Below are 21,488 nucleotides of genomic sequence, written 5' to 3' on the forward strand. Positions count from 1 at the left end.
ATGAATGTTTAATCGGCTGCATTGTTCACTTTTGCCGCCGCTTTGCGCTCTTTGCGTTTCAAGCGGATCTCGCGGATGTGTTCGCGGAAAAAGCGTTGGCGCTGGCGTTTCTTCCAGTAGAAATACAGCAGCACCACCGCACCGATACCGATCAGCACAAACAGCGCGTATTGGAACTGATGCACTTTTTCCATCAGCCATGTGCGGTTTTCTGCACCGTAAGAGCCGAGATACACCCACACCGGCACGGAAATCAGAGCCGCGAGGCCGTCCATCGCCAAAAAGCGCAAGTAAGACACTTTGCGGCTGATACCGGCGGTAATGAAAATCGGCGTGCGCAAGCCGGGCAGGAAACGCGCCACAAACAGCACTCGGTTGCCGTATTTATCAAACTTTTCCTGTACTTGGGCGTAGCGTTGCGGTGTCATCACTCGGGCAATAAAGCGCACTTTCAGGATTTTGTGGCCGAGCACCCGTCCGGCGGCAAACATCAGACCGTCGCCGACCAGCACGCCGAGCAAGCCCACTACAACCATGATATGTACGTTGGTATAGCCCAAACCCGAAATCACGCCGCCGGCAACAAGAGTAATGTCTTCGGGAATCGGCACGCCAAATCCGCAAGCCAGCAGCACCATGAATACCGCCGCATAACCGTATTGAATGAAAAAAGCTTCTAAAATAGCAAGCATAACGCTTGTCCCTTATTGATTTGATTGTGTGAAATAAAATATCGGTTTGAGTAGGCAGGCCGTCTGAAAACATTGCTTATCGGCCTGCCCGGATATTTCGCAGTTTAAACTTCATTGTATTGCAAACGGGCTTGATACTGCGCTTGAGGCCGTCTGAAAATAAGGTGGAATTTGATGTTGCCCAACAGTTTCTCATGTTATTTCAGACGGCCCGGAAACCATGCCCTGGGCCGTCTGAAACATCTTAAAGATTGATACCTGAATTACTTCTTGTCTTTGGCAGAATCCGAAGCGTTTTGAATCGCTTGTGCAATCCGTTCCGCGCCTTTCTTCGCCCAATCGGCCTGACGCGCTTCCACCATCACGCGCACCACAGGCTCGGTGCCGGAAGCGCGCAATACCACGCGGCCTTTGCCTTCCAGCTCTTTTTCAACTTCGGCCAACACGTCTTTTGAAGCGCTTTGCCAATCTTGGCCTTTTTGAATCCGCACATTAATCATGGTTTGCGGGAACGGCTGCCAGTCGGCGCAAACGGTAGCCAAATCCTGATTCAGCGTGCGCAGGGCTGCCAACACCTGCAAAGCGGAAATGATGCCGTCGCCGGTATTGTGTTTGTCCATACACAAAATATGGCCGCTGGCTTCTCCGCCGATAAGCCAGCCGCGTTGTTGCAGCTGTTCAAGTACATAGCGGTCGCCGACTTTGGCACGGCAGAAGGCCACACCCTGCTCTTGCAAAGCCAATTCCATCGCCATATTGGTCATTACCGTGCCGACTACACCGCCGATAGACGATCCTTCTGCGGCACGGGCTTTGGCGATCACATAAATCAGGCTGTCGCCGTCGTACACTTTGCCGTGGCGGTCAACCATCATCAGGCGGTCGCCGTCGCCGTCGAGCGAAATGCCGTAGTCGGCTTCGTTTTGCAGCACTGCCGCTTGCAAGGCTTTAGGATGCGTGGCGCCGCATTTTTCGTTGATGTTGTAGCCGTTGGGTTCGTCGCTGACGGCCACCACATGCGCACCCAATTCATGGAACACTTTCGGCGCAACATGATAGCCCGCTCCGTTGGCGGTATCGACCACCAGTTTCAAGCCGCGCAAATCGTAGTTGGCGGGGAACGTGGATTTGCAGAATTCGATGTAGCGGTCATCCGCACCGCTGACACGGCGGGCGCGACCCAAACGGTCGGACGGGCGGGTTTTTATTTCTTCGTCCAGTTTGGCTTCGATTTCCAGCTCGATTTCGTCACTCAATTTCACGCCGCCTTCGGCAAAAAACTTAATGCCGTTGTCGGAATAAACGTTGTGCGAAGCGGAAATCATCACGCCGGCGGAAAGACGCAGCGCGCGGGTTAAATAGGCGATGCCCGGCGTAGGCAGCGGGCCGGTTTGAATCACGTTAACGCCTGCGGCGGTAAAGCCTGCCACCAGTGCGGCTTCGAGCATATAACCTGAAATACGGGTGTCTTTACCGATGATCACGGTCGGCTTCTGCCCGCTGTCGTGCTGCACCAGCACCTGACCTGCGGCATAACCGAGCTTCAATACAAAATCGGGGGTAATGGGAAATTGGCCGACTTCGCCGCGTACACCGTCCGTACCAAAATATTTTTTCGACATAAAGACACTCCGTTCAAACTTTAGCCCGTATTGTAAAGCAGCCCCGCGGCGGTATCCAGCAGTTTACAAGGTTTTTCGGTTGAAACTTTACGCATATCAAAACGCATATTCAAAGGCCGTCTGAATATCGGTTTCAGACGGCCTCACAATACTGTTTCAAACTTTAGGCTCACACACCCAATACATTCCACACTTTCAGCGCATCGGCGGTGGCTTTCACATCATGCACGCGCACAATCTGCGCGCCCCGTGCTACGGATGCCAACGCCGCCGCCACGCTTCCGTGTACGCGGTCGGCGGCGTTTTCTTCGCCGGTCAGCGCGCCGATCATGCGTTTGCGGGAAACGCCGATTAAAAGCGGCAAACCGGATTGTGTAGCCAGTTCGTCCAAATGGCGCATCAGCAGGATATTGTGTTGCAGGGTTTTGCCGAAGCCGAAACCGGGGTCGAGCACGATGCGGTTGCGTGCAATACCGGCTTGTTCGCACGCAGCCGCACGTTCGTTCAAATAACCGGCAACTTCACGCACAACATCTTGATATTGCGGATTTTCCTGCATAGTTGCGGGCATGCCCTGCATGTGCATCAGGCAGATACCGGTTTGCGACTGCTGCGCCAGCAAATCGACCGCACCTTCATCGCTTAATGCCGACACATCATTGATGATGTCCACTCCGCCCTGCTCCAAAGCCCGCTTCATCACCACCGTGCGGCGCGTGTCCAAGCTGACCGGCACGCCCCACGTTGCCAATTCTTTCAACACCGGCGACACCCGCGCCCACTCTTCTTCGGGCGGCACATAATCCGAACCCGGGCGGGTGGATTCGCCGCCGATGTCCAGTATATCCGCACCTTCTTTCAGCAGCTGCCCGGCGTGTTTCAAGGCCGTCTGAACGGTTTGCGAATACACGCCGCCGTCTGAAAACGAATCGGGCGTGAGGTTCACAATGCCCATAATTTTCGGCGCACTCAAATCAATGGCAAAACGGCCTGCCTGCCAAACGGGAGAAGTCATCGGTTTTCTTTCGGAAGATACAGCTTAAACACGGAGAGGCCGTCTGAAATCAGGTAAAAATTTTCAGACGGCCTCGCATTGAGATTTATTTGGACAATACGAAAAACTCAATCAGCACGTTTTTAAAGATGAAGCCGAACACACCCAGCCCCAACACCAAAAACAAAATAAACATGCCGAATTTGCCTGCCTTCGATTCCTTGCCGAGGTTCCACACGATAAAGCCCAAGAACACAATCAGCACGGTCAAACAGATTTTCAATGCCCAATCGGCAAATACTGCCTCATCCATTTCTTACTCCTTCAATGTATGTTTCAGACGGCCTGTACGAAACCTTAAAGGCCGTCTGAAAATTACGCCAACGCTTGCTGCAAATCGGCGATCAAATCCTGCACGTTTTCCAAACCTACCGACAAACGCAGCAAGCCCGCCTCAATACCTGCGGCCTGTTTTGTTTCCGGCGCCATTCTGCCGTGAGTGGTCGTCCAAGGGTGCGTAATGGTGGAGCGCACATCACCGAGGTTGGCAGTTTTAGAAAAAATCTTCACCGAATCAATCACCTTCCATGCCGCTTCTTGACCGCCTTCCACTTCAAAAGCCACCACAATGCCGCCTGAAACCTGCTGTTTGCGCACCAACTCGGCTTGCGGATGGTCGTCGAGACCCGCATAAAAAACCGCTTTCACTTTGGCCTGCCCGCGCAGCCATTCGGCAATCTGCAAAGCATTGGCCGCCTGCTTTTCCATGCGCACAAACAGCGTTTCCACACCGCTAAGCAGCACCCACGCGCTGAACGGCGACAAGGCCAAACCCGCCGAATTGCTGTACATGGCGATTTCTTTAACCAACTCCGTTTTGCCGCAAATCACACCGCCTAGCACCCTGCCCTGACCGTCGATACCTTTGGTGGCCGACTGCACCGACAAATCCGCCCCCAACTTCAAAGGCTGCTGGATAGCAGGCGTGCAGAAACTGTTGTCCACCACCAAAAGCGCGCCGGCATCATGCGCAATGGCGGCCAATGCTTCGATATCGGCAATTTCGTTCAAAGGATTGGAAGGCGTTTCCAAAAACAGCATTTTGGTGTTGTCTTTCACCGCCGCACGCCATTCGGCCGTATCGGTTTGCGACACCAGCGTGATGTCAATACCGAATTTCGACACGATACCGTTGATAAACCCGGCCGTAGTGCCAAACAGGCTGCGGCTGGCAATCAGATGGTCGCCCGTTTTCAAAAACGTCAGCATCGCCGCCTGAATCGCCGACATGCCGGTAGAAGTCGCCACACCGCTCTCGCCCGCTTCCAAACAGGCCACGCGTTTTTCAAAAGCCGCCACGGTGGGGTTGGCCGTGCGCGAATAAGTATAACCTTCGATTTCCTTGGCAAACAAAGCCGCGCCTTGCGCCGCATCGTCAAACATAAAGCTGCTGGTTAGAAACAATGCCTGATTGTGTTCGTTGTATTCGGTTTGGCTTTTCGCACCGCGTATCGCTAAAGTTTCGGGATGGAGTGTGTCGCTCATGATTCTTTCTCGTTATCAACAGGCCGTCTGAAAAAGCACGGCAAAAAATTGGGAACATTTTGCGCTTATTTGGGCGGGGTTTCAACCTTAAAGCCATGCCCAGCCTGAATTTCACCAAACATTCTTATGACTATTAAATAAAACAATAGCTTAACCTCATTCAATTTAAAACTATTTTCCAAACGAAATCATTGACATATTTTACAAAATCTAAAAATCACAAATAACCTGTTGAAAAAAAAAAAAAAAAAAAATGAAACAATTTTTACACGGTAAAACATTGCTGCCGTTTCTGTTCAGAAAATCAAATTTAAGTCAAATACATTTATTTAGGAGATTCAAAATATGAAACACATACTTCTCGCCGTTTCTGTAAGTTCCGCGCTGATTCTGGGCGCGTGCGGCGGTGGGGGCGGCTCGAACAGTCCTTCTACCGACAGCACTCCCACGGGCAACACCTCCACGGGCAACACCTCCACGGGCAACACCTCCACAGGCAACACCTCCACAGGCAACACCTCCACAGGCAACACCTCCACAGGCAACACCTCCACAGGCAGCACCTCCACAGGCAGCACCTCCACAGGCAGCACCTCCACAGGCAGCACCTCCACAGGCAGCACCTCCACAGGCAGCACCTCCACAGGCAGCACCTCCACAGGCAGCACCTCCACAGGCAGCACCTCCACAGGCAGTAACTCTACTGGCAATACACCCATGGACAGCAGCGAATCAATCGTCATTTTTACCACGCCCGACGGCACCAAAATCAATCTTGATCTCAAACCCAAAGGCGCAATAACACATAAAACCACCGACGGCACACTCAAAGGCTGGAACCAAGGCGCATCGTTTTACGGCGCATGGCTCAACAACAGCAAGCAATTTCAAGAAATCAGCTATCAAGGCACGTTAACGCCCGAGAAAAACATTCCGAATACAGGTACGGCCACCTATTACGGAAATGCCGTGCGTAACGACAGTATTGATGAAAAAATCCTTATGGACGCAAAAAGCCGCATTCATGTTAATTTCGGGCGGAAAACCGTTAACGGAACCATCGAGATGCCGGGCTTGCGCCGCAACATTACCCTACATGAAGGCCGTCTGAACGGGGCGCAATACTCAGGCAATGCAAGTGTGTTCGGCAACAGCGGCGGACGCTACGAAGGCGGTTTGTTCGGCAAAAATTATGAAGAAACTGCCGGCGTGGTGAAATTCGACAATAACTCCAGCTTAGACACAGCCTTTGGCGGCAAACGCTATTAATTGAAAAAGGATCGACAATGACAATCGGAAAAATACTTTCTATAAGCACCCTGTCTGTTCTTTTGGCTGCCTGCGGCGCCACCGGTAACTCTTTTTCTTCTCTCGAAGCCCCTGCCGAAGGCCAAAGCAAATTATATGTATACCGCTCGCCGTCTTTCAAAGGCAGTGCCATTCATTACGATGTCTATGCAGGGGAACACAAAATCGGCAATATCCGCAACGGCGGCTACCTCAGCAAAGAATTGGCGCCCGGCGAATACGAGATTTGGGCGAAAACCGAAGCCCGCCGCAGTGTAACCATTCCGTTGCGTGCCAATGAAATCCAATGCGTGAAAGCAAGTGTAGGCTTCGGCGCATTTGTGGGCCGTCCGAAACTCGAAAGCGTATCATTGGATCAATGTAAAGCCGAAATAACGGCCACTAAAGAAAGTTTGGATATATAAAAGATAAATAAAGCCGAGAGGCCGTCTGAAAACATTTTCAGACGGCCTTTATCATATTCCATACAATCTCACGGCAGGTTGCTTTGTGTAAACAGTAACGATACAATTAACGTAAACAACAGCGATACAACGATGATTATTTCCTTTCAACACAAAGGGCTGGAACGGTTTTACAAAACAGGCAGCAAGTCGGGCATACAAGCTGCTCATGCTGCCAAACTTGGCCGTATCCTCGCCCGATTGAATGCGGCAAGCGTGCCGTCTGATATGAATATTCCCGGCTGGAATCTGCACCCGCTTTCCGGCGATTTGAAAAATCATTGGAGTGTGAAAGTAAACGGAAATTGGCGCGTTACTTTCAAGCTGGAAAACGGCCATGCCGAAATCGTGGATTATCAGGATTACCATTAGGAGCAAGATTATGTTGATGCACAATCCCCCCCATCCTGCGGAGGTTATCCGTGAAGACATCCTGCCTGAATTGGGCTTGAGCGTAACCGAAGCCGCCAAGCAGCTGGGCGTTTCCCGCGTTACCTTATCGCGCTTGCTCAACGGCAAGGCAGGCATCAGCGCGGATATGGCCATCCGCCTGCATAAATGGCTGGGAGACGGCAGCCCCAGCCCTGAAAGCTGGCTGCACCAACAGGCCGACTATGACTTATGGCAGGCCATGCAGAAAAACATACCCGAGGTTACTCCCGCTTATACGGCTTCACCTGCTTGATAATGAGAAATACGGGCTTTGGCAATTTTTAAGTTGAAATTAAACAAGAGGCCGTCTGAAAATATTTTCAGACGGCCTTTTAACCATACAAACCAATCAATTCTTCATCGACTGTACCGGAGCGGGAATGCGTCCGCCGCGGTTCACAAACACTTCGCACGATCCTTCTTTCACGGGCATGATCGGTGCGTATCCGAGCAGGCCGCCGAATTCTACGCTGTCGCCCACGTCTTTACCCGGCACGGGGATAATGCGCACGGCGGTGGTTTTGCTGTTGATCATGCCGATGGCGGCTTCGTCGGCGATGATGCCGGAAATGGTGGCGGCGGAAGTAGTGCCCGGCACGGCCACCATATCCAAGCCTACGGAGCAGACGGCGGTCATGGCTTCGAGTTTGTCCAAAGTAAGCGCGCCCGATTCGGCGGCGGCAATCATGCCTTCGTCTTCGGAAACGGGGATAAATGCGCCGCTCAAGCCGCCGACTGCGCTTGAGGCCATCATGCCGCCTTTTTTCACGGCATCGTTCAGCAAGGCTAAGGCGGCGGTGGTGCCATGGGTGCCGCACACGCTCAAACCCATCTCTTCGAGAATGCGGGCGACAGAATCGCCGACGGCGGGCGTGGGTGCCAGCGATAAATCGAGAATGCCGAACGGAATGCCGAGCATTTTGCCGGCTTCGTGTCCGATCAATTCGCCGACGCGGGTGATTTTGAAAGCGGTTTTTTTCACTACTTCGGCCACTTCGGTCAGCGTTCGAGCATGGGAATTTTCCAAAGCGGCTTTCACTACGCCGGGGCCTGATACGCCGACGTTGATAATCGCATCGGCTTCGCCTGCTCCGTGAAACGCACCGGCCATAAAGGGGTTGTCTTCGACGGCATTGCAGAAAACGACGATTTGGGCGCAGCCGAAACCTTCTGGTGTGATTTCGGCGGTTTCTTTAATGATTTCGCCCGCCAGTTTTACCGCGTCCATGTTGATGCCCGCGCGCGTGCTGCCGATATTGATAGAACTGCACACGATGTCGGTGGTTTTCATGGCTTCGGGAATGGAGCGGATCAGCACTTCGTCAGACGGCGACATGCCTTTTTGCACCAATGCGGAAAAGCCGCCGATAAACGATACGCCGATGTCTTTGGCTGCTTTATCCAGCGTTTGGGCGATGCTCACATACGAATCGGCGTGGGTGGCCGCGGCGATTTGGGCAATCGGGGTAACGGAAATGCGCTGGTTCACAATCGGCACGCCGTATTTGGCGGAAAGGTATTGCGCGGTCTTCACCAAATCTTTGCCGATGCGGGTGATTTTGTTGTAGATGTTTTGGTTGAGGATGTTGATGTCGGCACTGATGCAGTCGTGCAGGTCGATGCCGATGGTAATGGTGCGCACGTCGAAATTCTGGTCGGCCACCATGCGCACGGTTTCTAATATTTCGCTGGATTGAATGCTGGTTGTCATGGTTTCAATCCTTTAAATGCGGTGCATGGCGTTGAAAATTTCTTCGTTTTGCATACGGATGTCGAGCGCGAGTTTTTTGCTCTCTTCTGCAAACAGATCCAGCATTTCCTGACGCGTTTTCGGGCATCTTGCCGTGTCCACCAAAATAATCATGGTGAAAAAATCGTCCATCAGTTGTTGGCTGATGTTGAGGATGTTGATTTGGTTTTCGGCAAGCAGTTTAGACACGTCGTACACGATGCCGACGCGGTCTTTGCCGATTACGGTGATCACTGAATGGCTCATAAGGTTTCCTTAAATATAAATGTGAAAACAGATGTAAAAATAAAAACGGTTTTCAGACGGCCTGATTGGAAAGGCTTGCTTCCCATAAAGAAGGCCGTCTGAAAAACCATGCGTACGTTTTCGGGCGGGCAGCGGTTATTTTTCCGCCACGGCAAAGGCCAGCACCTTGTCTTCTTCATCGCTCATGCTTAAGTGCACGCACTTGATGCCTTTCTCTTCCAACCATTGCTGCAACTCAGGTTCGCAGTAAAACTCCGGCTTGCCCAACTCATCATGACCGATGCCGATATTGCGCAGGCTCACAGGCGAGCGCAGACCGGTGCCGACCGCTTTGGCAAAAGCTTCTTTGGCCACAAAACGTTTCGCCAGAAAGTTTGCGGGGCTGCCTGCCTGCGGATATTCAAGCAGATCAATGCGGCTGAGCAGGCGGTCGGCAAAAGCCTTACCGTATTTTTTATGCAGCTTTTCAATGCGGTTTAACGAAACAATATCCGTGCCGACTCCGTAAATCATGGTGTTTCCTTTTTTATGTGTGTGTTCAGACGGCCTGAATCAGGCCGCGCCCGGTAAACTTGGTTTTTGCCGTATCCGGGTTTGACCCCGGGTATACGGACTTTGAGTGGCATAGGAATGCCCGGGTTCAATCCGAGTATGACGGAAATACCATTCGGAGATACCGTTAAATTTATTTTTCTATAATCAACTGAATCAATAAGGCAGCGAACGCGCCCTGAACATCACTTCCTTCATCTGGCGGATGGCTTCGGGCAGTCCGATAAAAATCGCTTGCGCCATCAGCGAATGACCGATGTTCAATTCGTGAATGGCCAAAATTTTGGCAATCGGGCTGACGTTGTGGATAGTCAGGCCGTGGCCTGCGTTCACCACCAAACCCAAATCGCTGCCGAAATTCGCGCCTTCTTCAATCCGCAGCAATTGCGCCTGACGCTCTTGTGGCGTTTCGGCATCGGCATACGCGCCGGTGTGCAGTTCGATTACCGGCGCGCCGACATCGCGTGCCGCCTGAATCTGGGCTTCATCGGCATCAATAAACAGGGAAACGCGGATGCCGGCATCGGTGAGGGTTTTGGTGAATTCGGCTATTTTGTCTTGCTGCGCCAGCACGTCCAAGCCGCCTTCGGTAGTTACCTCTTCGCGCTTTTCGGGCACGATACACACGTCTTCGGGCATCACCTGCAAAGCGTTTTCCAGCATTTCTTCCGTTAAGGCCATTTCCAGATTCATGCGCGTGCGGATGGCCTGTTTGATGGCGAACACGTCGGCATCTTTGATATGGCGGCGGTCTTCGCGCAAATGCAGGGTAATCAGGTCTGCACCGTGGGTTTCGGCAATCAGCGCGGCTTCAAGCGGGCTGGGATAAATGGTGCCGCGTGCATTGCGCAGGGTGGCAACGTGGTCGATGTTTACGCCTAACAACATGGGAAATCCTTTCGTGTTTTGTCTTTTCAGACGGCCTGTTTATCAGTCGACTTAAAAACCACACACGTCGAAAGATACTCGGGTCAAGCCCGAGTATGACGAGCCGTGATATTTGCCGTCCTAAATCAGGCCGTCTGAAACTGCTGCATCTGCTGCAATACCTGCCGCGATTTGATACCTTCCGGCAGGCGGAAGTCCAACAGCATGCGGGTAAGCCGTAGCGCCTGCTGCATGCTTTCGCCGTTTTCAAACTCGCCGTTACGAAGCTGGATCAGGCTGCTGCCGTCCACCGCAATCCCTTCCGCTTCAGCCGGCGGCAAACCGTTTGCCTGCTCGAGCGGCAGCGGTGCGTGCTCGGGGCGCAGCCAGTAGCGGCGTTCCGCAATAACCGCCTCGCCGTTTTCGTCTTGGTGCAAATCAGGGGCGAAACCGAGTTCGGTCAGCAACGTCCATTCAAAGCGGCGCAAGGCGGCAACATGGTTGGCTTCGTTGGCAATCGTCTGCATCACAGTATGCAGCGCATCGTAAAGGGTGGGATGCGGATCTTCGCGGGCGGTGAGTTTATACACCAACTCGTTCACATACAAACCGCTAAACAGCGCCCTGCCCTGCGGCTGCCGCCAACCGCCCAACCATTCGGCACGGTGCAGGGTTTTCAATTCCTGCAAACCATACCACGAGGCACTCATCGGCACAAACGGCACCAGCACGCCGCGCAATTCGCTCTGCCGTTTGCGCGCGCTGCGTGCCAGCAAAGCCACGCGCCCGTAGCGGCGGCTGAACACTTCCAGCCACAAACTGCTCTCGCGCCACGGCTTGGCGGTAAGCAGAAAAGCGGGTTCGTGATTGATGCGGTGGGTTTGGGCGGTCATAAAAGATGAAGCGGGAAAATATCGCGGGATTATACTCCGTATCTTTCGCGAAAGTGAAAAGTCTCAGGCCGTCTGAAAACAAACTACACGAGCTTTCAGACGGCCTCAATTCAATCAACAAACATCAAACACGGCATCACTTTTTCAACACCGCCCGTTTCACGATTTTCCACCAGTCGGCCACTTCCAATTTGGGTCGCTGGTTGAACACATCGTAGCGGTTCGCTTCCAGTTTGTTCAAAATCTGTTGGCCGCCGAGAATGATCATGCGCAGTTCAAAACCGATGCGGCCTTTTAAAGTTTTACCGAGCGGAGAACCGGCTTTCAGCATTTGATGAGCGCGCCCGCATTGGTGAGCCATCAAGCGCTGGAAGGCAAAATCGGCTTTGCCTGCGGCGATTTGCGCTTCGGTTACGCCAAACTTTTCCAAATCTTCCTGCGGAATGTAAACGCGGCCTTTTTGCCAATCGATTGCCACGTCCTGCCAGAAGTTAATCAACTGCAAAGCCGTGCAGATGCCGTCGCTCTCGGCGATGCTGCGCGGGTCGGTTTCGCCGTAAAGATGCAGCATGATGCGCCCCACCGGATTAGCCGAACGGCGCGCATAGTCCACCAGCTCGCCGAAATGCCGGTAACGCTTTTTCACTACGTCCTGACTAAAGGCCGACAGCAAATCGTAAAAAGGCTGCAAAGGGATGGCAAACGGCTGCAAAGCTTCACGCTGCAAGCGGCGCATCAGATCGGTTTGCGGCGTCTCGCCACGCGAAATTCTGTCCAATTCCTGCCGCAGATTATCCAATTCCTGCAAACGCTTTTCGTTGGGCGCATCGCCTTCATCGGCAATATCGTCTGCCGTGCGCGCAAACGCATACACGGCATGAACCGGCTTTCTCAAACGGCGTGGCAACACCAAAGACCCGACAGGGAAGTTTTCATAATGGTTAACCGACATGGCAGATATTCCCAATAAAAACAAAATCATTCAGACGGCATCTACTCAATCTATAAAAGTAAAAAGTAACAGGCCAAGCCTTACGCTTAAGGCCGTCTGAAAAGTAAAACACCGACGGCTCAGACAAGCCGTCGGTGTTTGGTAAAGGGTGGCGAGCCCAACCCCCGGCACTGGCGCATCAGAGTGGGCTGCTGGCTTCCGCCCCTGACCCGTTGTTCCGAATTACCATGCGGGGAGACCCGCCGTAAGCCGAGCATTATAACGGCTTTATCTCAAAATACCAATAGCCTGCCCCATTTTGCCTGCAAAAAGATTCAGATTGTCAACAATCACAGCTTGCTACATGAACAAATTACATGATGCCGGCCATATTTTTCCATTGAAAAACAATCGAAATTACATTAAATTACGAATCTGTTACATCAACATTTTTTCAGACGGCCTCTCTATCAGGCCGTCTGAAAGCTTTAATAAAAAATAAACTGTTATGAATAAAAAGCTTACGCCCGCCATTCATGCAGTTTGAAAAAACAACGACTTTGGAACCGCCTGTTATGACCACAGCCACCGCCCAGCGTATCCGTGAAATCCCCTACAACTACACATCTTATTCCGACCGCGAAATCGTCATCCGCCTTTTGGGCGAACCGGCTTGGAACGTGCTGCAAATCCTGCGCGGCCAGCGCAGAACCGGCCGCTCGGCGCGGATGCTGTTTGAAGTGTTGGGCGATATTTGGGTGGTAATGCGCAATCCTTATTTGGTGGACGACCTGCTCGAGCATCCCAACCGCCGCGAGGCTTTGGTGAAAGAAATGCGCCACCGCTTAAACGAAATCCAAAAGCGCCGCGACGACAACGAGCAAGTAGCCGAGCTGCTGCGGGCGGCCGAAGCCGCCGTAGCGCGCTTTGACGAAAGCTTCGAAACCACCCGTAAAAAGCGCGAACAAATTTTGGCGCGCCTCTCCAAAATCACCAAAAAACACAACATCATGTTCGACGGCCTCGCCCGCGTGGTACACGTTACCGACGCTACCGACTGGCGCGTGGAATATCCGTTTGTGGTGGTGAATCCCGACACTGAAGCCGAAGTCGCGCCTTTGGTGAAAGCTTTAATCGAACTCGATTTAACCATCATTCCGCGCGGCGGCGGCACCGGCTATACCGGCGGCGCGGTGCCGCTCGATGCCATGAGCGCGGTCATCAACACCGAAAAACTCGACAAACACAACGGCGTGGAATATGTGGAACTGCCCGGTTTGGAAGGCAAACATCCGATTATCCATTGCGGCGCGGGCGTGGTAACGCGGCGGGTGGAAGAAACCGCCACCGCCGCCAAATTGGTATTCGCGGTTGACCCGACTTCCGCCGACGCTTCTTGCGTGGGCGGCAACGTGGCCATGAATGCGGGCGGCAAGAAAGCCGTATTGTGGGGCACCGCGCTCGATAACCTTGCCTACTGGAAAATGGTCAACCCACAAGGCGAGTGGCTGAAAATCGAGCGCGTGCGCCACAACTTCGGCAAAATCCACGACGAAAAAACCGCCGTTTTCGATGTACATACTTTAGATTCAGACGGCCTCAACATCGTTAAAACCGAACGCTTGGAAATCGACGGCCACAAATTCCGCAAAGTCGGCCTCGGAAAAGACGTTACCGACAAATTCCTCAGCGGCCTGCCCGGCGTGCAAAAAGAAGGCACCGACGGCATCATCACCAGCGTGGCCTTCGTGCTGCATACCATGCCGAAATACATCCGCACCGTGTGTTTGGAATTTTTCGGCACGGTTGCCAACGCCACGCCGTCTATCGTGGAAATCCGCGACTACATGCTCGGCCACGGCAGCGTGAAGCTGGCCGGTTTGGAACATCTCGACTGGCGCTATGTGCGCGCGGTCGGCTATGCCACCAAAGCAGCGGGTAAAGGCCGCCCGAAAATGGTGCTGATTGCCGATATTGTGAGCGACGACGAAGCCGCCGTAGCCGATGCCGCCGAGCATATCGTCAAACTGGCGCAAGCCCGCGACGGCGAAGGCTTTATCGCCGTTTCCCCCGAAGCACGCAAAACCTTCTGGCTCGACCGCAGCCGCACTGCCGCCATCGCCAAGCACACCAACGCCTTTAAAATCAATGAAGACGTGGTGATTCCGCTGGAGCGTTTGGGCGAGTATTCAGACGGCATCGAGCGCATCAACATCGAACTGTCGATTAAAAACAAACTCGCCTTGTGCGAAGCCTTAATCCAATATCTGCAAGGCAACCTGCCGGTGGACAAAATGGGCACCGACCTGCCCAGCAGCGAATTGTTGGGCGAACGCGCCAAACACGCGCTCCAACACGTTTCCGCCGTAAAAGAGCGTTGGGAATGGCTGCTTAGCAACCTCGACGCGCCTTTGGGCGAATACAAACAACGCTACGGCCATGCCGTTCACGCCGCGCCCGAAGCCAAAGACGAAGAAAGCTGTTTCATCGCCTTCCGCGATTTCCGCCTGCGCGTGTCGATTAAAGCCGACGTGATGAAACCCCTGTCTGAAATCTTCAGCGGCAAGGCCGACACCAAAATCATGGAAGGTTTGGCCAAAATTCACAGCCGCGTGGTGCGCGGGCGCGTGTTCGTCGCCCTGCACATGCACGCGGGTGACGGCAACGTCCATACCAATATTCCCGTGAATTCAGACGATTACGACATGCTGCAAACCGCCCATAAAGCGGTGGAACGCATCATGAAAATCGCCCGCAGCCTCAACGGCGTGATTTCCGGCGAACACGGCATCGGCATCACCAAACTCGAATTCCTCACCGACGAAGAAATGCAGCCCTTCTGGGACTACAAAGCCAAAGTCGATCCACAAGGCCGCTTCAACCGCCACAAACTGATGCGCGGCTCCGACTTGCGCAACGCCTACACGCCTTCATTTGAGCTGCTCGGCGTGGAATCGCTGATTATGGAGCAGTCCGACCTCGGCACCATCGCCGAATCGGTGAAAGACTGCCTGCGCTGCGGCAAGTGCAAATCCGTGTGCAGCACCCATGTGCCGCGCGCCAACCTGCTGTACAGCCCGCGCAACAAAATCCTCGGTGTCGGCTTGCTCACCGAAGCGTTTTTATACGAAGAACAAACCCGCCGCGGTGTATCGCTGCGCCACTTCGACGAATTAAACGACCTCGGCGACCACTGCACCGTGTGCCACCGCTGCGTGAAGCCCTGCCCCGTCAACATCGACTTCGGCGACGTAACCGTAGCCATCCGCAACTATCTGCGCAAAGCCGGCAAACGCAAGTTCAACCCCGCCGTTGCCGCCGGCATGGCCTTCCTTAACGCCAAAGACCCGCGCACCATCCAAGTGTTGCGCAAAGGCGTGGTGGAAGCCGGTTTCAAATTGCAGAATCTGGCCTACAACTGGGGCAAGAAAGCCCATATCGGCGCAGGCCGTCAGAAAGCCGCACCTAAAGCCACCACCGGCGGCTCGCCGATTAAAGAGCAAGTGGTCCACTTCATCAACCGACCGCTGCCTCGCCATGTGCCGATCAAAACCGCACGCGCTTGGCTGAATATTGAAGACAACAAAACCGTGCCGATTATCCGCAACCCGCAATTGCCGGAAGACAGCGAGGCCGTGTTCTACTTCCCCGGCTGCGGTTCGGAACGCTTGTTCAGCCAAGTCGGCTTGGCCACGCAAGCGATGCTCTGGCATGCCGGCGTGCAAACCGTGCTGCCGCCAGGCTACCTCTGCTGCGGCTATCCGCAAGATGCCGGCGGCAACCACGACAAAGCCGAACAGATGACCACCGAAAACCGCGTGCTGTTCCACCGTTTGGCCAACACCTTAAACTACCTCGACATCAAAACCGTGGTCGTGAGCTGCGGCACCTGCTACGACCAGCTGGAAAAATACCGCTTCGAAGACATTTTCCCCGGCTGCCGCATCATTGATATTCATGAGTTTTTATTGGAAAAAGGCATCAAGCTCGACGGCGTAAGCGGCCAGCAATACCTGTATCACGACCCCTGCCACAGCCCGATCAAAACCATGAACGCCACCAAAATGACCAGTGAGCTGATGGGCAAAGAAGTGGTGTTGAGCGACCGCTGCTGCGGCGAATCGGGCATGTTTGCCGTCAAACGACCCGACATCGCCACACAGGTGAAATTCCGCAAACAGGAAGAAATCGAGAAAAACCTCAAGCAGCTGCCGCAGGGCGAACCGGTCAAAATGCTCACCTCCTGCCCCGCCTGCCTGCAAGGTTTGAGCCGCTACACCGACGACAACGCCATGCCCGCCGACTACATCGTGGTGGAAATGGCAAAACACATCCTCGGCGACAACTGGCAAAACGAGTTTGTCGATAAAGCCAACAACGGCGGCATCGAGAAAGTGTTGCTGTAAGCTGCTTGGAAAGGCAATCGAGAGGCCGTCTGAAACACAATTCAGACGGCCTTTTCATCAAAATCGGTTAAAATAGCCACTTTTTTATCCCGCCAGACCATGAATATCCTGCAAGCAGAAAACCTTTCCTTTGCCGTCGGCCATGTCGCCCTTTTAGACAAAACCTCTTTCCAGCTCGACAGCGGCGAAAAAATCGGCTTAATCGGCCGCAACGGAGCCGGAAAATCCTCTTTTCTGAAAATTCTGGCCGGAGTACAAAAGCCCGACGACGGCCAACTCATCCTGCAAAACGGCCTCAAAACCGTTTATGTGCCGCAAGAATCTTTTTTCGACCCGCAAGCCACCGTGTTTGACGTTGTTGCCGACGGATTGGGCAGCCTGCGCGACATCTTGCGCCGCTACCATCACGTCAGCCAGCAGCTTGAAAACGGCGAAAACGAAGCCTTGCTGAAAGAATTGCACGAACTGCAAACCGAATTGGAAGCGCAAAACGGCTGGCAGTTTGATGCCGCCATCAAGCAAACCATCAGCGAAATCGGCCTGCCTGAAAACGAAACCATCGCCAACCTTTCCGGCGGCCAAAAGAAACGCTTGGCTTTGGCGCAAGCATGGGTGCAGAAACCCGATGTACTGCTGCTCGACGAGCCGACCAACCATCTCGATATCGACGCGATTCTGTGGCTGGAAAACCTTTTGCAGCAATTTTCCGGCAGCATCGTCGTCATCACCCACGACCGCCGCTTTCTCGACAACATCGCCAACCGCATCGTCGAACTCGACCGCGGCATACTGCGCTCCTACCCCGGCAGCTTTTCCAAATACAGCGAGAAAAAAGCCGAAGAATTGGCCGTAGAAGCCGAGCACAACCGTCTGTTCGACAAATTCCACGCCCAAGAAGAAGCGTGGATACGCAAAGGCATCGAAGCCCGCCGCACCCGCAACGAAGGCCGCGTCAAACGCTTGGAAGAGCTGCGCAAACAGCGCGCCGCCCGCCGCGAACGCCAAGGGCAAGTGTCGTTCAAACTCGATGCCGGCGAAAAAAGCGGCAAAATCATCGCCGAACTCGAGCACGCCTCGTTCCAATACGGCGACAAAATCATCATGGACAAATTCTCCACCGTGATCCAGCGCGGCGACAAAATCGGCCTCATCGGCCCCAACGGCATCGGCAAAACCACCTTCCTGAAACTGATTTTGGGCGAACTCCAACCCACTTACGGCAGAATCCGTTTGGGCAGCAAGCAGGAAGTGGCGTATTTCGACCAATTCCGCAGCGTGCTGAACGAAAACGACACTGTGTTTTACACCCTCGGCCAAGGCAACGATTATGTGGAAGTCGGCGGCAAGAAAAAACACGTGATGAGCTATTTGGAAGACTTCCTTTTCCACCCTGCCCGCGCCCAAAGCCCTGTATCGTCGCTGTCCGGCGGCGAACGCAACCGCCTGCTGCTGGCCAAACTGTTTACCCGCCCGGCCAACATCCTCGTACTCGACGAACCGACCAACGACCTCGACATCGACACCCAAGAGCTGCTCGAAGAACTATTGCGCGATTACCAAGGCACAGTGTTCTTGGTCAGCCACGACCGGATGTTTTTGGATAACGTCATCACACAAAGCATCGTGTTTGAAGGCGAAGGCCGTCTGAAAGAATACATCGGCGGCTATGAAGACTATCTCGATGCCAAAAAACGCGAACAATCGATTCAGACGGCCTCGGAGCAAAAGCCCGCAGAACCCGCCGCCGAAAAGAGCAAACCCAAAGCCAACCGCACCGTCAAACTCTCCTACAAAGAGCAGCGCGAGCTTGAAGCCCTTCCCGAAGAAATCGCCGCTTTAGAAGCCGAGCAAGCCCAAATCAACGGCAGCCTTTCCGACCCCGACGTGTTCAAAGATTACGAAAAAGCCGGCGCCCTGCAAACACGCGCGGAAGAAATCGAAATGCTGCTGCTGGAAAAATTGGAGCGTTGGGAAATCTTGGAAAACAAACAAAACGGCGTAGTTTGACCGCACCGGTTTCATACAGTATATTGCCTGAAAAATATTCCATAGCAATCTTTACCCCTCAAAACATGAAAGGAAGATTTATGTTGCAAACAAGCGCACGCAACCAATTTAACGGCGTAGTCAAATCCGTAACCAAAGGCGCGGTCAACAGCGAGGTTATCGTTGAGCTGAACGGCGGCCAAGAAATCACCGCCTCCGTAACCTGCGAAAGCGTCGATGCTTTAGAGCTGGCAGCAGGCAAAGAAGTGATTGCCTTAGTCAAATCCACCAACATCATCATCGCCTCCGGCTTGGACGGCATCCGCCTCTCCGCCCGCAACCAGCTCAAAGGTGTGATCAGCCATATCGACATCGGCGCCGTTAACTCCGTTATCGAACTGGACGCAGGCAACGGCATCACCGTCAGCGCGGGCATCACCGTAAAAAGCACCGAAGCCCTGCACTTGAAAACCGGCCAAGAAGCCGTAGCCTTGTTTAAAGCCGGCGCCGTGATTTTGGGCGTGAAAGCCTAATCCAATACTTTCCGGCAAACCTCATAAGGCCGTCTGAAAAAAGGCCGTCTGAAACATTTCAGACGGCCTCAATATATTCCGCTTCCCTATCTGCTATTGCGCAAACCACGTATACCAGCCCAAAGCCAGCGCAGACGCCGCCAGCAGCACCCAAGCACTTGTGCGCACCACATCATGTATGCCCTGTTTGCGTTGGCGGCCAAGCAAACGGTTTACGATCAATACGATTAAAGCAACGAAAAAAGCAATGCGTAGAATACGGCCTATCATGATTCCCCTCTAAGCGCCGAACGGCATATCGCAGAAAGCCAATCGGTTCCTAGTATTTTCTCTCATAAATTTTAGAAAACTCAAAATATATCAAGATGTAAGGCAAGATTAAGATTTGCTAAATGCTTTTTCAGACGGCCTCATCAAGTTTAAAATGAGGCCGTCTGAAAATCCCCCACGCCAATAAAACGAAAGGAGCCTGTATGAAACCGACCGAACAAGACAGCACATTCGATTTAACGCCCGCAGAAGAAATGGAAGCAGAAGAGCGCGAGCTGGTTATCGAAGATTCGGTGGACGATTTGGTCACCTATGCCGACCATCCTTTAAGCGACCGCGAAATCGAAAACAAACGGCTGCACTTGGAAGACATCAAGCCGGAACCTGAAGACGAGTAAACTGCCTCAAGCCCGGCTTTATCAATTTCCAACCGCATACGAAACTTAATTATTTCAAAGCCCGTATTCCCACGGCATCGCGCACTTGGTCAAGCAATACGCGAGCCTGTTTGCGGGCTTTTTGCGCACCGGCCTGCAAAATGTCTTCGATTTGCGCAGGGTTGGCGGTTAGGGCGTTGTAGCGTTCGCGCGGTTCGGCCAATTCGGCGTTGATTTTCGCGGCGAGCATTTTTTTGGCTTCGCCCCACGCCAAACCTTCGGCGAGCATTTGCGTGAATTCAGCGGTTTCGGCGGGGGTGGCAAAGGCTTTGTAAATCTCAAACAACGGGCTTTCGTCGGGCTGTTTCGGTTCGCCCGGCTCTTTCAAGTTGGTGATGATTTTGTTGACCGATTTTTGGGTTTTCTTATCGTTTTCCCACAGCGGAATGGTGTTGCCGTAGCTCTTGCTCATCTTACGACCATCCAAGCCCACCAGCAATTCGACGTTTTCGTCGATTTTCACTTCGGGCAGCGTAAACACTTCTTTAAAGCGGTGGTTGAAACGGCCGGCAATATCGCGCGCCATTTCCACGTGCTGGATTTGGTCGCGGCCCACCGGTACTTCTTGCGCGTTAAACATCAAAATGTCGGCGGTCATCAGAATCGGGTAGCTGTACAAGCCCATCTCGATACCATCATCATTCAAATCCAAAAGATAACCATATTTTTTGAAAAAATTTCTCAATTCATCAACAGATTTATTCCTAATTTGATAAGCTCCACTATCATCAAAAGGAATCTCTACAAACTCTTTTTCAAAGTCTTCCAATATTGGAATAGTTATTATTCCAGATGGTAAATATTCATCTATGTCAGCGAGAAAATCCCATAATAATTTGTATGAATTTGAGATTATTGAGTCTGTTTGATAATTAAATAAATTTTGAATCTCTTGTGACAATCTTAAATCAGCCCATTCATACTCTTGGTAACTTCCATTAATCCCAAACGTGCGCTGAATTCTTTTTGCTAAATTTTCCTGCACCGCCGCTTTGTAGGCATGGGCGCGGTTCATCAGACCTTTGGCGGTGATACAGGTCAGAATCCAGTTCAATTCCATGATTTCGGGAATGTCGCTCTGGCGGTAAAACGTGGTTTTTTCGGGGTCTAAACCGCAAGCCAGCCAAGTGGCGGCAACGGCTTGGGTGGATTCGTGAATCATCTCGGGATCATGGCATTTGATGATGCCGTGGTAATCGGCGAGAAACAGGAAAGATTCGGTATCCGGCGCGTGCGAGGCCGCAATCGCGGGGCGGATAGCGCCGACGTAGTTGCCCAAGTGCGGAATGCCGGTGGTGGTTACTCCGGTTAAAACACGTTTTTTAGTCATTTTTGCTCTTTCCTGCGGTTTTCAGACGGCCTTTTGAATCAGGCCGTCTGAAAAATAAAATATCGATCATCATTAAAAACAGGGAACGGATTATACATCAAACCACTCTTTTCCCTGTTGATTTTCAGACGGCCTCATCCGCAAAACCCGCTATGCCGTGCGAACGTCAACGCTACTGCTTTTCAGACGGCCTCAAAATATTATCCACAGCCTATATAAAGATAATTTTATAAATATTTCAATAAAATATA

The 21,488-nt window shown here is 52.7% G+C and carries 21 protein-coding genes and 1 other RNA gene; 8 read left to right on the forward strand and 14 right to left on the reverse strand.

The window, feature by feature from the left end:
- Window positions 1-8: 8 nt before the first annotated feature.
- The 5 genes from LVJ85_RS07260 to metZ all read right to left on the reverse strand — a co-directional run bounded on the left by LVJ85_RS07260 (window position 9) and on the right by metZ (window position 4,853).
- A complete protein-coding gene (locus tag LVJ85_RS07260) occupies window positions 9-692 on the reverse strand; it encodes a DedA family protein (protein ID WP_244738347.1) in 684 nt (227 codons plus the stop codon).
- Between the two features lie 263 nt (window positions 693-955).
- Window positions 956-2,314 carry a phosphoglucosamine mutase gene (gene glmM, locus LVJ85_RS07265; protein ID WP_244738349.1) on the reverse strand — a complete coding sequence of 453 codons (1,359 nt, stop codon included), beginning with the start codon at window positions 2,312-2,314 and terminating at the stop codon, window positions 956-958.
- A 169-nt stretch (window positions 2,315-2,483) separates the two neighbouring features.
- Complete coding sequence (gene folP / locus LVJ85_RS07270) at window positions 2,484-3,329, reverse strand: dihydropteroate synthase (RefSeq protein WP_244738351.1); 846 nt, start codon at window positions 3,327-3,329, stop codon at window positions 2,484-2,486.
- An 85-nt stretch (window positions 3,330-3,414) separates the two neighbouring features.
- Entirely contained in the window at window positions 3,415-3,621 is a 207-nt protein-coding gene (locus LVJ85_RS07275; RefSeq protein WP_244738352.1) for a DUF2788 domain-containing protein, read from the reverse strand.
- A 62-nt stretch (window positions 3,622-3,683) separates the two neighbouring features.
- Complete coding sequence (gene metZ / locus LVJ85_RS07280; RefSeq protein WP_244738353.1) at window positions 3,684-4,853, reverse strand: O-succinylhomoserine sulfhydrylase; 1,170 nt, start codon at window positions 4,851-4,853, stop codon at window positions 3,684-3,686.
- A gap of 345 nt (window positions 4,854-5,198) precedes the next feature.
- Here metZ and LVJ85_RS07285 point away from each other — a divergent pair, with 345 nt between their 5' ends.
- From LVJ85_RS07285 to LVJ85_RS07300, 4 genes are all read left to right on the forward strand, one after another.
- Window positions 5,199-6,122 carry a Slam-dependent surface lipoprotein gene (locus LVJ85_RS07285; protein ID WP_244738354.1) on the forward strand — a complete coding sequence of 308 codons (924 nt, stop codon included), beginning with the start codon at window positions 5,199-5,201 and terminating at the stop codon, window positions 6,120-6,122.
- Window positions 6,123-6,139: 17 nt separating this feature from the next.
- Window positions 6,140-6,565, forward strand: a complete 426-nt coding sequence (locus LVJ85_RS07290) for a DUF2846 domain-containing protein (RefSeq protein WP_244738355.1) — start codon at window positions 6,140-6,142, stop codon at window positions 6,563-6,565.
- A gap of 132 nt (window positions 6,566-6,697) precedes the next feature.
- The gene (locus LVJ85_RS07295; protein ID WP_244738356.1) at window positions 6,698-6,976 is read left to right on the forward strand and encodes a type II toxin-antitoxin system RelE/ParE family toxin; all 279 of its coding nucleotides are present in this window, start codon (window positions 6,698-6,700) and stop codon (window positions 6,974-6,976) included.
- A 16-nt stretch (window positions 6,977-6,992) separates the two neighbouring features.
- On the forward strand, window positions 6,993-7,289 hold the full coding sequence (locus LVJ85_RS07300) for a HigA family addiction module antitoxin (RefSeq protein WP_244738359.1): 297 nt from the start codon (window positions 6,993-6,995) through the stop codon (window positions 7,287-7,289).
- A gap of 96 nt (window positions 7,290-7,385) precedes the next feature.
- On the opposite strand, the gene LVJ85_RS07305 is transcribed toward LVJ85_RS07300, so the two are convergent.
- From LVJ85_RS07305 to ffs, 7 genes are all read right to left on the reverse strand, one after another.
- Window positions 7,386-8,747: a PFL family protein gene (locus LVJ85_RS07305; protein WP_244738368.1), complete on the reverse strand. Its 1,362-nt coding sequence runs from the start codon at window positions 8,745-8,747 to the stop codon at window positions 7,386-7,388.
- A gap of 12 nt (window positions 8,748-8,759) precedes the next feature.
- The gene (locus LVJ85_RS07310) at window positions 8,760-9,032 is read right to left on the reverse strand and encodes an ACT domain-containing protein (protein WP_244738370.1); all 273 of its coding nucleotides are present in this window, start codon (window positions 9,030-9,032) and stop codon (window positions 8,760-8,762) included.
- Window positions 9,033-9,167: 135 nt separating this feature from the next.
- Entirely contained in the window at window positions 9,168-9,545 is a 378-nt protein-coding gene (gene acpS / locus LVJ85_RS07315) for a holo-ACP synthase (protein ID WP_244738376.1), read from the reverse strand.
- A gap of 195 nt (window positions 9,546-9,740) precedes the next feature.
- Entirely contained in the window at window positions 9,741-10,472 is a 732-nt protein-coding gene (pdxJ, locus tag LVJ85_RS07320) for a pyridoxine 5'-phosphate synthase (RefSeq protein WP_115133313.1), read from the reverse strand.
- 125 nt (window positions 10,473-10,597) lie between these two features.
- A complete protein-coding gene (recO, locus tag LVJ85_RS07325) occupies window positions 10,598-11,344 on the reverse strand; it encodes a DNA repair protein RecO (protein WP_244738379.1) in 747 nt (248 codons plus the stop codon).
- Between the two features lie 136 nt (window positions 11,345-11,480).
- Window positions 11,481-12,296, reverse strand: a complete 816-nt coding sequence (gene hpnC, locus LVJ85_RS07330; protein ID WP_244738383.1) for a squalene synthase HpnC — start codon at window positions 12,294-12,296, stop codon at window positions 11,481-11,483.
- Between the two features lie 147 nt (window positions 12,297-12,443).
- Window positions 12,444-12,540: signal recognition particle sRNA small type (gene ffs / locus LVJ85_RS07335), an RNA gene on the reverse strand.
- Window positions 12,541-12,850: 310 nt separating this feature from the next.
- On the opposite strand from ffs, the gene LVJ85_RS07340 reads away from it, so the two are divergent.
- The 3 genes from LVJ85_RS07340 (at window position 12,851) to LVJ85_RS07350 (ending at window position 19,200) form a co-directional block, all read left to right on the forward strand.
- A complete protein-coding gene (locus LVJ85_RS07340) occupies window positions 12,851-16,681 on the forward strand; it encodes a DUF3683 domain-containing protein (RefSeq protein ID WP_244738385.1) in 3,831 nt (1,276 codons plus the stop codon).
- 99 nt (window positions 16,682-16,780) lie between these two features.
- On the forward strand, window positions 16,781-18,688 hold the full coding sequence (locus LVJ85_RS07345) for an ATP-binding cassette domain-containing protein (RefSeq protein ID WP_244738388.1): 1,908 nt from the start codon (window positions 16,781-16,783) through the stop codon (window positions 18,686-18,688).
- 80 nt (window positions 18,689-18,768) lie between these two features.
- A complete protein-coding gene (locus tag LVJ85_RS07350) occupies window positions 18,769-19,200 on the forward strand; it encodes a molybdopterin-binding protein (protein ID WP_370686906.1) in 432 nt (143 codons plus the stop codon).
- 93 nt (window positions 19,201-19,293) lie between these two features.
- Here LVJ85_RS07350 and LVJ85_RS07355 read toward each other — a convergent pair whose 3' ends face one another.
- On the reverse strand, window positions 19,294-19,470 hold the full coding sequence (locus LVJ85_RS07355) for a hypothetical protein (protein WP_244738390.1): 177 nt from the start codon (window positions 19,468-19,470) through the stop codon (window positions 19,294-19,296).
- Window positions 19,471-19,673: 203 nt separating this feature from the next.
- Here LVJ85_RS07355 and LVJ85_RS07360 point away from each other — a divergent pair, with 203 nt between their 5' ends.
- Window positions 19,674-19,868, forward strand: a complete 195-nt coding sequence (locus LVJ85_RS07360; RefSeq protein ID WP_085418278.1) for a hypothetical protein — start codon at window positions 19,674-19,676, stop codon at window positions 19,866-19,868.
- A gap of 49 nt (window positions 19,869-19,917) precedes the next feature.
- On the opposite strand, the gene trpS is transcribed toward LVJ85_RS07360, so the two are convergent.
- On the reverse strand, window positions 19,918-21,237 hold the full coding sequence (gene trpS / locus LVJ85_RS13455; RefSeq protein WP_370686907.1) for a tryptophan--tRNA ligase: 1,320 nt from the start codon (window positions 21,235-21,237) through the stop codon (window positions 19,918-19,920).
- Window positions 21,238-21,488 lie beyond the last annotated feature (251 nt).

The sequence above is a fragment of the Neisseria sp. Dent CA1/247 genome (assembly GCF_022870825.1).
Classification (GTDB): Bacteria; Pseudomonadota; Gammaproteobacteria; order Burkholderiales; family Neisseriaceae; genus Neisseria; species Neisseria zoodegmatis.